At 64.7% G+C, this 15,784-nt stretch carries 14 protein-coding genes; 3 read left to right on the top strand and 11 right to left on the bottom strand.

Translation table 11 applies throughout. From position 1 onward, the window contains the following. Positions 1-144: 144 nt before the first annotated feature. The 4 genes from AWB81_RS34655 to xylA form a co-directional block, all read right to left on the bottom strand. Positions 145-1,341, bottom strand: coding sequence for a sugar ABC transporter permease (locus AWB81_RS34655; RefSeq protein ID WP_062642093.1), 1,197 nt, complete (start codon positions 1,339-1,341; stop codon positions 145-147). After that, positions 1,331-2,905 (bottom strand): D-xylose ABC transporter ATP-binding protein, encoded by a 1,575-nt coding sequence (gene xylG / locus AWB81_RS34660; RefSeq protein ID WP_062642071.1) that lies wholly within the window; start codon positions 2,903-2,905, stop codon positions 1,331-1,333. Before xylG ends, AWB81_RS34655 begins: the two co-directional genes overlap by 11 nt. A 64-nt stretch (positions 2,906-2,969) precedes the next feature. Beyond that, positions 2,970-3,998, bottom strand: a complete 1,029-nt coding sequence (gene xylF, locus AWB81_RS34665) for a D-xylose ABC transporter substrate-binding protein (protein ID WP_062642073.1) — start codon at positions 3,996-3,998, stop codon at positions 2,970-2,972. A gap of 137 nt (positions 3,999-4,135) precedes the next feature. Then, positions 4,136-5,452: a xylose isomerase gene (gene xylA / locus AWB81_RS34670; RefSeq protein ID WP_062642095.1), complete on the bottom strand. Its 1,317-nt coding sequence runs from the start codon at positions 5,450-5,452 to the stop codon at positions 4,136-4,138. Between the two features lie 249 nt (positions 5,453-5,701). On the opposite strand from xylA, the gene AWB81_RS34675 reads away from it, so the two are divergent. The 3 genes from AWB81_RS34675 (at position 5,702) to AWB81_RS34685 (ending at position 8,825) form a co-directional block, all read left to right on the top strand. Further along, a complete protein-coding gene (locus AWB81_RS34675; RefSeq protein WP_062642075.1) occupies positions 5,702-6,910 on the top strand; it encodes a XylR family transcriptional regulator in 1,209 nt (402 codons plus the stop codon). A gap of 23 nt (positions 6,911-6,933) precedes the next feature. Beyond that, a complete protein-coding gene (locus AWB81_RS34680) occupies positions 6,934-8,016 on the top strand; it encodes an aldose epimerase family protein (RefSeq protein ID WP_062642077.1) in 1,083 nt (360 codons plus the stop codon). Positions 8,017-8,078: 62 nt separating this feature from the next. Continuing rightward, complete coding sequence (locus AWB81_RS34685) at positions 8,079-8,825, top strand: Pr6Pr family membrane protein (RefSeq protein WP_062642079.1); 747 nt, start codon at positions 8,079-8,081, stop codon at positions 8,823-8,825. A 16-nt stretch (positions 8,826-8,841) separates the two neighbouring features. Here AWB81_RS34685 and AWB81_RS34690 read toward each other — a convergent pair whose 3' ends face one another. The 7 genes from AWB81_RS34690 to AWB81_RS34720 all read right to left on the bottom strand — a co-directional run bounded on the left by AWB81_RS34690 (position 8,842) and on the right by AWB81_RS34720 (position 15,162). Beyond that, positions 8,842-10,101, bottom strand: a complete 1,260-nt coding sequence (locus AWB81_RS34690) for a YbfB/YjiJ family MFS transporter (RefSeq protein WP_062642080.1) — start codon at positions 10,099-10,101, stop codon at positions 8,842-8,844. Between the two features lie 108 nt (positions 10,102-10,209). Next, a complete protein-coding gene (locus AWB81_RS34695) occupies positions 10,210-10,833 on the bottom strand; it encodes a TetR/AcrR family transcriptional regulator (protein ID WP_062642082.1) in 624 nt (207 codons plus the stop codon). A 77-nt stretch (positions 10,834-10,910) separates the two neighbouring features. Beyond that, positions 10,911-12,077 carry a patatin-like phospholipase family protein gene (locus tag AWB81_RS34700; protein ID WP_062642084.1) on the bottom strand — a complete coding sequence of 389 codons (1,167 nt, stop codon included), beginning with the start codon at positions 12,075-12,077 and terminating at the stop codon, positions 10,911-10,913. Positions 12,078-12,126: 49 nt separating this feature from the next. Further along, the gene (locus tag AWB81_RS34705) at positions 12,127-12,435 is read right to left on the bottom strand and encodes an EthD family reductase (RefSeq protein ID WP_062642087.1); all 309 of its coding nucleotides are present in this window, start codon (positions 12,433-12,435) and stop codon (positions 12,127-12,129) included. Between the two features lie 45 nt (positions 12,436-12,480). Next, positions 12,481-13,413 (bottom strand): MBL fold metallo-hydrolase, encoded by a 933-nt coding sequence (locus AWB81_RS34710; protein WP_062642089.1) that lies wholly within the window; start codon positions 13,411-13,413, stop codon positions 12,481-12,483. Continuing rightward, the gene (locus AWB81_RS34715) at positions 13,413-14,267 is read right to left on the bottom strand and encodes a quinoprotein dehydrogenase-associated SoxYZ-like carrier (protein WP_062642091.1); all 855 of its coding nucleotides are present in this window, start codon (positions 14,265-14,267) and stop codon (positions 13,413-13,415) included. Before AWB81_RS34715 ends, AWB81_RS34710 begins: the two co-directional genes overlap by 1 nt. A 49-nt stretch (positions 14,268-14,316) precedes the next feature. Then, a complete protein-coding gene (locus AWB81_RS34720; RefSeq protein ID WP_235026067.1) occupies positions 14,317-15,162 on the bottom strand; it encodes a quinoprotein relay system zinc metallohydrolase 2 in 846 nt (281 codons plus the stop codon). Positions 15,163-15,784 lie beyond the last annotated feature (622 nt).

Consider the following 15,784-nt stretch of genomic DNA (forward strand, 5'->3'; position numbering starts at 1 on the left):
AAAAGCTGCTTTCTTTGCTTACTTTCTTTGCAGCAGCAAAGAAAGTAAGTCCCGCCCCGGACAGGGGCAGAGCTAATGGACCACTAAGAAAGCAAGTTCCATAGAGAAGCCCAAGCACGCACGTCCACGAGCAGCCCGCCCGCCTCACCGCTGGTTCGACCCCGACACGACATCGATCCACACTGCCAGCACGAGAATGCCGCCCTTCACGATCATCTGCCAATACGAATCGACATCGAGCATCGACATGCCGTTATCCAAACTCGCCATCACGAGCGCGCCGATCAGCGCGCCATAGACCGTGCCCGAGCCACCGCGCATCGAAGTGCCGCCGATGAAGCATGCAGCAATCGCATCGAGTTCGCCCATCGATCCCGCCGACGGCGACCCCGCCGCGAGCCGCGCCGTATTGACCAGGCCGCCGAACGCGCACATCAGGCCCATCAGCGCGAAGATCGCGAGCTTCACGCGATTGGTGTTGACGCCGGAGAGGCGCGTCGCTTCGAGGTTCGATCCGACCGCGTAGATGCGGCGCCCGAACACGGTCTGCGTGGCGATGTACGTGAACACGCCGAGGAGCGCCAGCAGCAGCAGCACGGGCACCGGAATGCCGCCGTAGCGGTTGAGCATCGCAACGAACGCGAGCAGGATCACGCCCGCCGCGACGATCTTCACGCCGTCCTGCCACATCGGCACGACGGGCAGGCCATAGCGCTGGCGGTTCGTTCGCTGGCGCACGGTCAGCACCGCGAGCAGCAGAAACAGCACGACGGCGAGCGCATTTCCCGCGACGCGCGGCAGATAACCCTGCCCGATGAAGACGAGGTTGTCCGATACCGGCGCAATGGTCGAGCCGCCCGTAATGCCGAGCAGCACGCCGCGATAGGCGAGCATGCCGCCCAGCCCGACGATGAACGACGGCACGCGCAGATAGGTGGACCACCAGCCGTTGAAGAAGCCGATCGCGATGCCGAGCAGCATGACCGCCGGCAGCGTGAGCCCGAGCGGCCAGTGGTACGTGACATCGAGAATCGCGGCCACGCCGCCGAGCAGGCCGAGCAGCGAGCCGACCGACAGATCGATCTCCCCCGCAATGATCACGAACACCATGCCGCATGCGAGCATGCCGGTGATCGACATCTGCCGCAGCAGGTTCGACAAATTGCGCGGCGTGACGAACGCGCCTTCGGTCAGGAACGAGAAGAAGATCCAGATGACCGCGACGGCCAGCAAGAGCGCGAGCAGTTTGTAGCGCGTGAATAGTTGCTTGAAGCGCTGGCCCGACGAACGGGATGCGCCGCTCTTTGCGCTCTTGCTTGAAGTAGTGAGATCAGGCGTCATGCTGCACTCGCTGAGGTTGTCGCTCGGTTGTCGCTTCATTGCCGCCGGCGCCGATCGCAGCCGACAGGATATGTTCCTGCGTGAGTCCATCGTTGACGAAGTCGCCGCGCAGCTCGCCCTCGCCGATCACCAGCACGCGATCGCTCACGCCCAGCACTTCCGCCAGTTCCGACGAAACCATGATGATCGACACGCCTCGCTTCGCCAGAGCAAACATGAGCTTGTAGATTTCGAACTTGGCGCCGACATCGACACCGCGCGTAGGCTCGTCGAGGATCAGCACGGCCGGGTCGGTGAGCAGCATGCGCGTGAGCACCGCCTTCTGCTGATTGCCACCCGAGAGGCTCGCGATCGAAAGCATCGGATGCGCCGCGCGTACGGACAGGCGCTTCATCTCGGTGTGGATCGTGTCGAGTTCGGCGGCGGCGTCGATGCGACCGCCCTTCGCAAAGCGCGCCAGCACCGCGAGCGTGATGTTCTGCCCGACGCCCAGTTGCGGCACGATGCCATGACGCTTGCGGTCCTCCGGCACCATCGCGATACCCGCGCCGATGGCATCCGAGGGCGCCGCGATCTTCACGCGCTTGCCGTTCATCCGCACTTCGGCCTCGCTCACGCCCGGATACGCGCCGAAGATGGCCTGCATCAGTTCCGTGCGCCCGGCGCCGACGAGCCCCGCCACACCGAGAATCTCGCCTCGTCGCAACGAGAACGACACGTTGTCGACGCGCTTGCGGTTCGCGTTCGTCACGTCGAGACAGGTCACGTTGCGCGCCTCGAAGATCACTTCGCCGATCTCGTGCGGCTCGCGCGGAAAGAGGTTCGTAATCTCGCGTCCGACCATCATCGCGATGATGCGGTCGGTGCGCAGTTCCTTCATTGGCTGCGTGGCAACATGCCTGCCATCGCGAATCACGGTGATCGTGTCGCAGACGGCCTCGACTTCGTCGAGCTTGTGCGAAATATAGACGCATGCCACGCCGCGCCGTTTCAGATCGCGCACGATATCGAGCAGGATGCGCGTCTCGGCCGCGGTCAGCGATGAAGAAGGCTCGTCGAGTATCAGGAGCTTTGCGCGCTTGTTAAGCGCCTTCGCGATCTCGATCAGCTGTTGATGGCCGCCGCCGTAATTCATCACCGGTTGCGCGACGTTGATGCCTTCGATGTTCAGTTCGCGCAGCAACTCCGCCGCGCGCCGGTACATCGCCGCGTAGTTCATGCGGCCGCCGGGCAGCGTGATCTCGTTGCCGAGAAAGATGTTCTCCGCCACGGACAACTGCGGCACTAGCATCAGTTCCTGATGGATGATGACGATGCCCGCGCGCTCGGTGTCGCGGATGCTCATCGCGCGCAACGGCTCGCCTTCCCAGAGGATGTCGCCATCCCAGGTGCCGTGCGGATAGACGCCCGACAGTACCTTCATCAGCGTCGATTTGCCCGCGCCGTTCTCGCCGCAAAGTCCCACGCATTCGCCGGGCGCGACGACGAGATCGATGCCGTCGAGCGCCTTCACGCCGCCAAACGACTTGACGATGCCGTGCATCTCCAGAAGCGCTTGTGCCATGCTCGGATTCCTGGCTGATTGAGAGACGCGCGGGCGCACCGGACGGCGCGCCCGCGCTCGCCGCCTAGTTGCCAGCCAGCTGAGCCTGCGTATAGAAGCCGTCCTTGATGACGACGTCCACGTTGTCCTTCGTGAGGAGCGTCGGTTGCAGCAGCACGGTGTCGACCTGCTTCTTGCCGTTGTCGTACTTTGCGTTGTACTTCGGCGCCTGACCTTTCGCGAGATCGACCGCAAGCTGCGCCGCCTCGCCCGCGATCAGCTTGAGCGGCTTGTAGACGGTCATCGTCTGCGTGCCAGCGACGAGGCGCTTGACGGCGGCGAGGTCCGCGTCCTGTCCCGACACCGGCACCTTGCCCGCCAGCTTCTGCGCGGCGAGCGCCTGGATCGCGCCGCCGGCCGTGCCGTCGTTGGACGCGACGATGGCGTCGATCTTGTTGTTGTTCGCGGTGAGCGCGTCCTCGGTGATGCGCAGCGCCGTTGCCGCGCTCCACTCCGGCACCCACTGCTGGCCAACGATCTTCACGTCGCCACGATCGATCGCGGGCTTCAGGATCTTCAACTGCCCTTCGCGCAGCATCTTGGCGTTGTTGTCGGTGGGCGCGCCGCCGAGCAGGAAGTAGTTGCCCTTCGGCTGTGCGCCGAACACGCCCTGCGCCTGCATCTCGCCGACCTTTTCATTGTCGAACGAGATGTAGGCATCGACATCCGCGCCGAGGATCAGGCGGTCATACGAGACGACCTTGATGCCCGCCTTGTGCGCCTCGGCCACCACGTTGCCGAGCGTTTTGGAATTGAACGGCACGATCACGATCACATCGACGCCGCGCGAGATCAGGTTCTCGATCTGCGAGATCTGCCTCGCTTCGCTCGCATCGGCCGATTGCACCGACACCTTCGCGCCAAGCTTTGTGGCGGCGGCCACGAAGTAATCGCGGTCGCGCGACCAGCGCTCGACGCGGAGGTCGTCGATGCAGAAGCCTATTTCGGGCTTGTCCTTGCTTGCGTGAGCCAGCGACGAAACCATCGACAAGCTGGCGAACATCGTCGTACAGACGAGCGAACTCAGCACCTTGCGGCGCATTGTGGATTTCATGTCTCACTCCTATATGGTTGGCGGCCGATTCGTTCCCAACATGCGAGAGAGATGGAACGCCGGCAGAACCTGCTGGTGCGCCGCGAATCGTGGTTCGCGGTCGTCGTTATGCGTGGTGTCGCGGATTGGTTGCAAAGCTAACCATAGATCGCCCGGTTGACGATGTTTTCGAGCCGCTCCTGCTGCCCGCTCACGTGCTTCGGCGCGATCTCGCGGGCGAGCGCATCGGCAGCGAGCGAGTCGAGCGGATAGCCGCCTGCGAGCACCTTGCGGCCGAAGTCGCTGTCCCAGCCCGCATAGCGCGCTTCCTTGAGCCTTGCTAGCTGATCGTCCTCGACGAGCGCGGCGGCACGTTCCAGCGCAACCGCAATCACGTCGATTGCGCCGATGTGGCCGTGGACCAGATCCTCGGCGTCGACGCTCTGGCGGCGCACCTTGGCATCGAAGTTCATGCCGCCCGTCGTGAAGCCGCCGTGACGCAGGATTTCGTACAACGAGAGCGTCAGTTCCTCGACGCTGTTCGGAAACTGATCCGTGTCCCAGCCGTTTTGCGGATCGCCGCGATTGGCGTCGATGCTGCCGAACACGCCGAGCGCGATTGCCGTCGCGATCTCGTGATGAAAGGAATGACCGGCGAGCGTCGCGTGATTGGCCTCGATGTTCACGCGGATCTCGTCTTGCAGGCCGAACTGGGCCAGAAAGCCATGGACGGTCGCCACGTCGTAGTCGTACTGGTGCTTGGTCGGCTCCTGGGGCTTCGGCTCGATCAGCAGTGCGCCCTTGAAGCCGATCTTGTGCTTGTGCTCGACCACCATCGACAGGAAGCGCGCAAGCTGCTCGCGCTCGCGCTTCAGGTCGGTGTTGAGCAGCGTTTCGTAGCCTTCGCGGCCGCCCCACAGCACGTAGTTCTCGCCGGAAAGACGTTGCGTCGCTTCGAGCGCCTGCAACACCTGCGTCGCTGCGAACGCGAACACATCGGGATTCGGATTCGTCGCCGCGCCCGCCGCATAGCGCGGATGCGAGAAGAGGTTCGCCGTGCCCCAGAGAAGCCTCACGCCCGTGTCGTCCTGCTTGCGCGCGAGGTAATCGCTCATCTTCCGGAAGTTGCTCACATAGTGGCGAATGCTGTAGCCTTCGGGCGCGACGTCGGTATCGTGGAAGGTGTAGAACGGGGTGCCGAGCTTGCCGAACAGGTCGAACGCTGCGTCGGCCTTGAGGTGCGCCATTTCGAGCGCATCGCCTGCCTGCTGCCACGGACGTTTGAACGTGCCTGCGCCGAACATGTCGGCGCCCGGCCAGACGAACGTATGCCAGTAACAGACCGCAAGGCGCAGATGCTCTTCCATCCGCTTGCCGAGCACGAGCTTGTCGCGGTCGTACTGGCGATAGGCAAATGGATTCGTCGTTTCGCGGCCCTCGAAGCGAACCGCGGGCAGGTGCTCGAAGTAGGACATGTGCGTCTCCATGGATGTTGTATGCCGCACCGCACGAAGCGGAAAGGCGATGAAGTGACGCCATGCTGCCAGCTTGCCCGGCATCGCGGCAATTGCGAAATCCGCCAGCGCCGATGTCGATTCTTGTTGTCGGCGATAATGCGCTGGCGGGCCGCGCGCACTGCGGCCTAGAATAAGCTGAACGCTTAAAACAAGGCGCAAGCCGGATAAGGAGACGACGAAGCGCATCGCTTCGTTCATGCACAGTCGATGACAAGACATCAGGCCGCTCCACGCACCCACCGCATCGCGCTCCTCTTCAACGCGAACAAGGTGTACGACCGCGAGATCATCACCGGCATCGGCAACTATCTGCTGTCGACGCGCGTCGCATGGGATCTCTTTCTGGAAGAAGACTTTCGCGCGCGCCTGACCGGCATCGAGCGCTTCGAAGGCGACGGCATCATCGCGGATTTCGACGATCCCGCCGTCTGCGATGCGCTCGCCGATTGCCCGCTGCCGGTGGTCGCGGTGGGTTCGTCGTATGAGGATGCATCGCGCTATCCGGCGAATCTGCCGTACATCGCCACCGACAATGCGAAGCTCGTCTCGCTTGCGTATACGCACCTGATCGGCGCGGGCTTGCAGCGCTTCGCGCTATACAGCCTGCCGGAGTCGCCCGAGAACCGCTGGGCGCAGGAACGCGAGCTCGCGTTCCGGTCGCTCCTCGATGCGGACGGACTCGAAGCCGACATCCATCGCGGACTGCCGACGAGCGCGCCGGTCTGGAACCAGGCGAGCGCGCAGCTCACATCATGGCTGCAGAGCCTGCCGAAGCCCGTGGGCGTGATCGCCGTGACCGATGCGCGTGCGCGGCATCTGTTGCAGGCGTGCCTGATCTCCGGCATCGCGGTGCCCGAAGAAGTCGCGATCATCGGCATCGACAACGATCCGCTCACGCGTTCGCTGACGCGCATTCCGCTTTCATCCGTGATTCAGGGCACCGAGGAAATGGGCCGCACCGCCGCACACCTGCTGCACCAGATGCTGGGCGGCGCGCGCTTCGCGGGCCGGCGCATTCTCGTGCCGCCGGTCGGCATCAACGTGCTCGAATCGACGCGCCATCAGCCGGTGTCGAGCCCGCATGTGATGCGCGCGCGTCATTACATCAGGCAATATGGATGTCAGGGCATCAAGACCGAACAGGTGGCGGATTACGTGGGCGTGTCGCGCTCGTCGCTCGAAGATCACTTCAGGCGCGAACTCGGCTACACCGTGCATCAGGAAATCCTCAATCACAAGCTCGATGTCGCGAAGCAACTGCTCGCGCGTCACGACATGTCGAGCGCCGAAGTGGCGATTCGTTGCGGCTTCACATCGCTACAGTACATGTACGCCGTTTTTCGTCGCGAACTCGACTGCACGCCGCGCGAGTTTCAGGAGCGTCTGCAGAAATTGCAGGCGCCGCAACCCGGCTGACGCCACGCATCCGAACCTTCCTCATGAATCTCGCCGACACCGACAGCACCGGCCGCACCACTCACGCACGCATCGGTGTCGAGCGCTGGGGGCTCGTGCCCGGCGGCGACGCAGCACGGCTCTTCACGCTGCGCAATGCGCACGACATGCGGGTGGCGATCAGCGACCTGGGCGCAACGCTCGTGTCATGGCATGCGCCGGATCGCTCGGGCCGCATCGCCGATGTGCTGCTCGGACACGACACCCCCGCCGACTATCTCGCCGCGCGCGCGTTCATGGGCGGCACGATCGGGCGCTGGGCGAACCGCATCGCCGGTGCGCGCTTCACGCTCGACGGCGTGACGTATTCGCTCGATCGCAACGACGGGCCCAATCATCTGCATGGCGGCGCGACCGGTTTTCATCGGGCGATGTGGAGCGCGCGCGAAGTGGATGGCGCGCTCGTCATGACGCACGAATCGCCCGAGGGCGACGCGGGATTTCCCGGCGCGCTGAAGGTCGCGGTGCGCTTTTCGCTCGACGACGACGGCACGCTCACGATCGACTACGAAGCGCATTCGGATGCACCGACACCCGTCAATCTCACGAATCATGCTTACTTCAATCTGTCGGGGGACGCGCCGGATGTGCGCGGACACGTGATCGCCATTGAAGCGGATGCGTTCTTCGAAGTGGACGACACCATGATTCCGGCAGCACGGGCCGACGTCGCTGGCAACGCGTTCGACTTTCGCGCGGGTGCGCCGATCGGCGCGCGGCTCGACTGGCCGGATGTGCAGCTTGCGCGCGCGGGCGGGTTCGATCATTGCTATGTCTTGCGCGGGAAAGGCGAGGCGTTGCGCACCGCTGCCGTTGTCTACGATCCCGCCAGCGGTCGTGAGCTGACCGTTGCCACCAACATGCGCGGCATGCAGTTTTATACGGGGAATTTTCTCGATGGCGTCGGCGGGCGCGGTGGCAGGGTTTATCGCAAGCATGCGGGGCTTTGTCTGGAGACCGGGGCGTTTCCGAATCAGGTCAATATGGACGGGGAAGCACAGGAGGTCGTGCTGCGACCCGGGGAGTCCTATCGGCAGAGGACGAGTTATCGGGTGAGCGTGCGCTAGGCGAGCGCTTCCCATCGCCGCGCGTCCTGCACGGACCGTTCGTCGCCGATAGAATCGGCAGCATGGCTATTTCGACTCCCAAAGCCGGCGACCAGGCGCCGGAACTGCCGCTGCACACGCCGAGTGTCGCATCGCTTTCGATGGCGGCAGCGATCGCGCTCATCGCGTGGATCGCGCTTGCCGCGCAGACGGACATCACCATCGACCGCTGGGTATCACGCGGTTTCACCGTCTTCGACGGCATCGAGCGCATGAGCAGCTACCTCACGAACCTCACCGTGTTCCTGAGCGCAGTCTGCTTCACCTGCATCGCGACGCGCGCGCGTTCGCCCGTCGCGAGGTTTTTCCGGCAGCCGACCGTCGTGACGGCAATCGTCGTCTACATGGTGTTCGTCGGCATCGCGTACAACGTGCTGCTGCGCTATCTGTGGACGCCGTCGGGTTATCGCGCGCTGGTCAACGAGTGCCTGCACACCTTCGTGCCGGTGCTGTCGGCGCTCTTCTGGGTGTTCTTCGTGCCGCGCTTTCACCTGAGCGCACGGCAATGCCTGCCCTGGCTCGTCTATCCGCTCGGTTATCTGTGCGTGACCTTGCTACGCGGCAGCGTGTCGGATTTCTATCCGTATCCATTCATCGATGTCGGCGAGCTTGGCTATCCGCACGTCCTCGCGAACGCGACGCTCCTCGTGCTCGCGTTTCTCACGCTGATGGCCGTATTCATCGCGATCAATCATCGCCGGCCGGATCTCGCGATTCCCGACGCCGCCGAGCAGGAGGAGCAGGAAGACCAGGCGCGCGACGAACATTGAGCGCCGCGCGCGGTGTTCAGCCCGCCGCGATCGTCCGCTGCGCCCGGCGGCCGGTGAACACGTCCGCCACGAACGCCAGCGCAAGCGCTGCGGCGCCGCACCAGAAGATCAGCGCGTAATTGCCCGAATGCGCATTGCCCGAATGCGCGAAGAGGAACGAATAGCCGTAGCCGCCGAGCGCCTGAAAGAGCGCGAAGGCCGTCGTCGCACGGCTCCACGCCGCGCGCTGCTCGACGTGATCGTGCGGCACGAGTTCGTGGATGCGCCCGAGCACGAGCGGCACGATCCCCGGCGTGAAGATGCCGAGGATGACCGTCGCGACGACCAGCACCGCCGGACTGCCCGACAGCGCGAGCATTGCCACCGCGATCGCCTGCAGCGCGAGACCGATGCGATAAGCCGCGCCGAATCCGATGCGATCAGCGACATTGCCGGTAATCAGCGGCCCGAAGATTGCCGCCACGCCGTACAGCACCCAGTAGCGCGCGCCGAATTCGGCGCCGCGTCCAAGGCCGCGGGCGACGTAGTCGACGAGCAGGATCATCGCCGGCACGAGGCCGAGCGCGTTCGCCGCGTACTGGCCGTAGAGGACGCGCAGCGTCATGGCATCGCGACCGACAGAAGACGCAGCCCCGCCGTGCTCGTGCGCGGGTGCGGCGGCAACCGGCGGCGTCGCGGCGGGCCAGCCGTACCAGCTCGCGACGGTGAGAACCAGCGAGACCGCGCCGAGGCCGATCCACGTGTCCTTCAGGCCGAATTGCAGCAGTTCCGGGATGATCGTGCCCGATGCCGCGATCCCCAGTCCGAGCCCGAGAAAGATCATGCCGCTCGCGAAGCCGCGCGCCGGTGCGATGTGCGGCAGGATCGATGTCGCGACGAGCACCATGATCGCGCCGCCCGCAAGCCCCGACGCGAAACGCCATACGAAGAACCACGCAACCGAGAGCGGGAACGCGCATGCGAAGAACGCGGCTGTCGCCATGAGCATCAGGAGACGCAGCGCGTGACGGTTCGACAACGCCGATGCGATGGGCCGGCCGAGCAATGCGCCCGCGAGATAGCCGGCGAAGTTTGCCGCGCCGAGCGTGACCGCCTGCGACGACGTGAACCAGTGCGCCTCGATCAGCGGCGGAATGAGCGGCGTGTACGCGAAGCGCGCGAGGCCGATCGCGACGAGGCTCGCGCACAGCCCGGAAAACATCGCGTAGAGCGCGCGGGCATCGAGCGGGGCAGCAGCCGCTCGGTTCGAAGCGGACGACGATAAATCCTGGGACATGCTGGGCTCCTGGTTGACCCGCGAGCGCCTTGCGCACGGATCGAATGGACGAGTCGGCCCACGCCTTCAGGGGATCGGCGGCGGGCACTGCGGGACCTGCAACGAATGTCAGGGAATGCCGTCTTCGGGCGGAAGCTCCGGCAATGGGGGCAGCCCGTGCATCGCGAGCGCCGGCGCCACGGCTCCGGTCAGGAGCGCGCGCTCGGGATTGACGCGTGCCAGCACGCGCACGCCCAGCAGAACGGCGAGCAGATGCGTCGCTGCCGCATCGGGTGCGAGGTTCGGCGGGATCTCGCCGCTTTGCTGGCCGGCCGCGAAGCATCGAAGGAAAAACCCCCGGAGCAGGCTCAACTCCTCGGCGATGGCTTGGCGAAACTCCGGATCCTGCGGCGTCGCTTCCAGCGCCGCGTTGACGAGCATGCAGCCGCGCTGTTGCGTATCCGCGATCGAACGCTCGACGATTTCGCCGAAGAACGCCGCGATGGCGTGCGCGGGAGACAGCTTCGTCTCCAGCCGCGTGATGCGCTCGCGCAGGGTGCGGTCGAGATAGTGTTCGAGCGCGCGCAGAAAGAGCGCGCGCTTGTCGCCGAACGCGTTGTAGAGACTCGGCTGCGAGAGGCCGGTGCACTGCACCAGATCGCGTGTGGACGTGCTCTCGTAGCCGTTCGCCCAGAAAGCGTCACCGGCGGCTTCGAGCACCGTGTCTTCATCGAAATTTCGGGGTCGGGCCATGCCCTGCTCCAGTTCTATATCAAACGATACAGAACGGATTGTATATCACTCGATACAAAACGCAAGGACGGCGTGGTTCAGGGCGTTTCCGGCCCCATCCGGTGGATCGAAATACCTTCGTGCGGATCCGGCTGCTCGCGCCACGGTGCGCGTTCCAGCGCGCGTTTCGTGTCCGCGCGGCCGGCGGCCCAGCGGCGCTCGATGCCGGCCGGCGAGAAATCGATGTCCTTGTTGAGGTCGTCGCCTTCGAAGCGCGGCGCGTCGAGTTCGATCACCTGCATCGTCGTGCCGCAGCCCCAGCCGAGCAGCTCCTGCACGGCGGGTTCGGCGCGCACATCGTCGGGAATGTGCTGGCCGAGTTCGCGGATCACATGCCGCAGCCGGTGAATCTGCCGCTGCCGTTCGAGATGGCTTTCGGCGCGGCTCGAATACTGGATGTCGCGCTGCCGGCTCATCGCCTGCCAGATCGATTCGGGCTCGGGCCCGCTTGCCGGCCACAGTTGCACCGCGAAAATCACGGAACTATGGCGCGGGCGGTCGTCGAGCACGGCTTCGAGCGGCGTGTTCGAATAGATGCCGCCGTCCCAGTAGTGCTCGCCGTCGAGCCGCACTGGCGGGAAACCGGGCGGAAACGCGGCCGACGCCATCACGTGGCCGACGTCGAGCGGCGCGTCGCGGTTCGTGAAATAGCGCATGCGTCCGCTGCACACGTTTACGGTGCCGACCGTCAGCCGCACTTTCCGCGTGTTGAGAAAACGGAAATCGACAAGGGAGTTCAACGTCTCGCGCAAGGGTTCGGTCGAATAGAACGCGGCCCTTTCCAGTCCGACGCGCGCGTGAACGCCGAACCACGGTTCGACGCGCGGCGTGAAAAACGCCGGAATGCCCTTCGTCACGATGCCCGCGTTGCGCAGCCACGCGTCGAAGTCGGGCATCCACTGCGCAGCCAGGTGCGTGCTCGCATGCCGGTAAGCGACGCGCTCCCAGAAGTCCGCGAGCCGCGCGAGGCGGTTCTGCGGCTCGTTGCCCGCGATGATCGCGCCATTGATGGCGCCGATAGACGTGCCGATCACCCATTCCGGCTCGATTCGCGCTTCGGAAAGCGCCTGGTAGACGCCCGCCTGATAAGCGCCGAGCGCGCCGCCGCCCTGAAACACGACCACGACCTGCCCGGGAATGTCCGGCGCATCCGGCGCACCCGCCGGGTCGGGCGCCGGCTGCTGGTTGCGTTTCCTTGCGACCATGCTGTGTCTCCTGGCGAGCGCCGCGCGCGCCGTGACGTCGAATCCGCGCTCAGGCTTCCTGCGTATCGAACATCAGCAACTCGACACCGGCCTGCGCGAAGTTCGCGAGGTCGCCGGCGGTCGCCTTCCCTTCGGACGAGCCGAGTGCCGCCTGAATGGCCGCGAGCGATTCGAATTCCAGGATCGCGACGAGGTAATACGGCGACTCGCCCGCCGCGACGTTCACGGGCCCCTTGCTCAGCCGATAACTTTTGAGTCCGGGCAATGTCTTCGCGAGCGGCGCATGAGTGGACGTGTAGTGCGCGTCGAACGCGGACGGGTTCGTCGGGGTCTTGTAGAGCGCCAAGAGTGTGGCCATCGGGTGTCTCCTTTGTGGACCTGAGTTGGACGTTGGAATGCCGGGTCACTGCTTTTCGAGTTGCAGATAAAGCCGCTGCACGTTCTGCGGCTGCGCGATTGCATACAGCTTGTAGTGGCGGAAATCCTTCAGTTGCACGGTGTGCATCGCGTCGGTCAGGCCGGTGCCGCTGGCGTACGCGCGGCGGACGGCGGCGTCGAGTTCGCGAAGATACGTCGCGGTCTGCCTGATCCCGTCGCCCTTCTTCACGAGCGGCCCGAAGCCTGGCACCACGACATGCGGCTCCATCGCGCGCAGCTTGTCGAGCGCCGCGAGCCAGCCGGGAATCTGTTCGTTGCGAAGCTCGGGAATCCGTCCGACGTTCACGAGTCCGCCCGCAAATACGACGCCCGTCGCGGTATCGAGCACGGCGAGGTCGCCGGGCGTGCTTGCCGGGCCGAAATGCAGCAACTGCAACTCGCGGCCGCCGCTCTCGATCCGCGCGCTGCCGTCCACCGTGCGATCGGGCACGGTCACGCGCGAGCCGCTCATCTCCTCGTCGCCGAGCGTGCGTTGCAGGTTCTTCAGACAGATCGCGCAGCGCTCGCGGATCAGTTCCGCCGCGCGGCGATGCGCGAGAATCGGCACGTCCCGGTCCCGGAACGCCGACGCCCCGAACACGAATTCGGGCGCCTGATGCGTGATGATGACGAGTTCGACGGGCAGCGGCGTTACCGCTCGGATCGCGTCGATCATCGCGCGCCCGTAGCGATACGACGAACCCGTATCGACCACCGTGACGCCGCTCTTGCCGACGATGAATCCGTTGTTCGCGACGATCCCGCGATTGACCGGCGCGACCGCGTCGCCGTCGCCGAACATCGCGTAGACGCCCGGCGCGATTTGCTGCGGCACGGGTATGTCGCCCGCGGCCGCGCGTGCCAGCGTCGCGCAGGCGAGCAGCATCGTCGCGAGGAAGAGCCGCTGCAATGCGCGCATCAGAGCCCGTTCGACGAAGTCTGCTGCACGCCGCCTTGCGCGTTGACCGCGACGGCGCCCTCGAACTGCTTGTTCTTGGTGTCCTCGGCCTGTGCCTTCAGTTCGCCGCTGCCGCGCGGCACGAAGTAGAAACGGAAATTCGGGTTCTCGCTGATCGAGAAATTGACGTTCGCAGTCATCACCGGCTTGCCAGCGTAGGTCACCGCGACCTTGCGGATGAAATACGCGCTCGCATAATTGCGGGTCACCTGGTTCATCGCCATGCCGGTGCGGTTCGGATGGCGCACCATCACCTGCGCGAGCTGCGGCTGACCCGCGACCGTCTTGCCTTCGGCCATGATCCGGACCTGGCCCGCGCTCGCCTCGGCGGCGGCGTCGTCCTTGCCTGCGGGCGCCGAACATCCGCCCGATGCCTTCACGAAGCGCACCGCGCTGTGCAGATGCCCGTCGTTGGTCTCCGCGATGGCCCGCATGAACGTGTAGTCCTCGACACGCACGCGCGTTTCGATGTTCGCGAGCCCCGATTCCGGCGTGAACTCGAAGAAGCCCGCATATGGCTCGGGATTCTCGTCGATGAAGAGATAGATCCTCCTGATGAAATGCGCGGGCGTCTGCGGGAACTGTGCGGTGATCGAAATCGGCACGACGGCGGCGTCGGCGGCGCGCGCCGGCGCTTCGAGCTTGATGACGGCGTCGCCGTGCGCATCGACTGCGCGGCCCTTGAACATGCCTTCCTTGAAGTCGAGCCAGTGCGCTTCCTTGCCCGGGTCGTCGCCGGGCTGGGCGGCGTAGGCGCCGTTCAGTGCGAGCGTCGCGAATAAGGCGATCAGCGTGCTGCGCCTTGTGATGGCCATGATGTCCCTCCGTTCGTTCTGCTTGCGTGACGGTGTGCGTCGCGCGGCACTACTGTTCCCACTCGAGTTCGGCATACGCGGCCGTCACGTTGCGGCGATGGTAGAGGTCGAAGAGGAGCCATTTGTCGCGCTCGTTCGCGCCGACCGTATCGATGGCCCGCTGCATCGTCTCGCCCCGCCTGATCGCTGCACGCACATCCCGCGCCAGGTTCGCGAGATAGGCTTCTTCGGCATCGAGCGCGGCGGGCCATGGCGTATCGATGGGACCGTGCCCCGGCACCACGCGACGCGGATTCACCTGGCGAATCAGCGCGATGTCCGCGAGCCAGCCCGTCACGCTGCCGTCGATCACGGGGATGCACTTCACGAAGAGCAGATCCGCGAGCCAGAGCGTGCCGCTCTTCTCATCGTATACCGTCAGGTCGTTGTTCGTATGGGCTGTTTTCCACGCGCGCAGCACGAGCTTGCGATCGCCGAGATCGAGCGTCTTCGTCGACTCGACGACGAGCGTCGGCGTGACGATTTCGCTGCCGTCCGCGAGCGTGCCGAGTTCGCGTCGCAGCACGCGCAGGTAGCTCTCTGCATGCGATGCCTCGGCCTCGCCGAGCGTGGCGCTGCCGACGAATTGCGGGCGGTCGTCCCGGAACGCGACGTTGCCGAAGATGTGATCCGGATGCATGTGCGTGTTGATGACGTAGCACACGGGTAGCGGCGTCACGGCGCGGATCGCGGCGCGCAGTTCGCGCCCTTCCTCGGCGGTGCCGCCGGTGTCGATCACCGCGACGCAGCGCTTGCCGACGATAAAACCGATGTTTGCGATATCGCCCTTGTTTTCGCGTGTCGCGATATCGTCGTGTCCGCGATGCACGTAGAGGCCTGGAGCGAACTGCGTCACCGCGAGAGGGGGCGCGGCGCGGGCCGCGCATGCGCACAGCAGGAGTGCGAGTACCAGGCGCTGCCTACACCGTTCGGTTTTTGTGCGCTTCGCTTTTTGGGGAACTTGCTTTCTTGGCGGTCTATTGGCACTGCCCCTGTCCGGGGCGGGACTTACTTTCTTTGCTGCTGCAAAGAAAGTAAGCAAAGAAAGCAGCTTTTCAAGCATCGGTATCAGTCGCGCAATGTTCAAGTATCACTGAGTGGCCCAGCCCCTAAGTGTCGCCCTCAAAAGACCAACCCGGCTTGGCGCGCGCACGCACTGACACCCCTCGAACTCCAACAAAGTGGTAAGCACTTCGTTCCGGTCCGTCCGCGCTTCGCTCGGACGAAGGGCGTCCGAAAACCACCGGATTGCAACCTCGACCGCGACCCTAAACCGCACGACTAATGCACCTTTCGTCCAGCGAAGCGAAAACGGATGAATGACTGCTGTGCCAATCTGTTCACTGTGCGATTTCACAGTGCGTGCCGCGCACCAAGCCCCTGAAGTTCTTTAAGGGCGACACTTAGGCGCTGGGCCAATCGGTATTGCCAGTGCGTTGCCGTCCTAAGACTGCTGCCTGAAAAAGCTGCTTTCTTTG

This window comes from Caballeronia arationis (assembly GCF_001544975.2).
Lineage (GTDB): Bacteria > Pseudomonadota > Gammaproteobacteria > Burkholderiales > Burkholderiaceae > Caballeronia > Caballeronia arationis.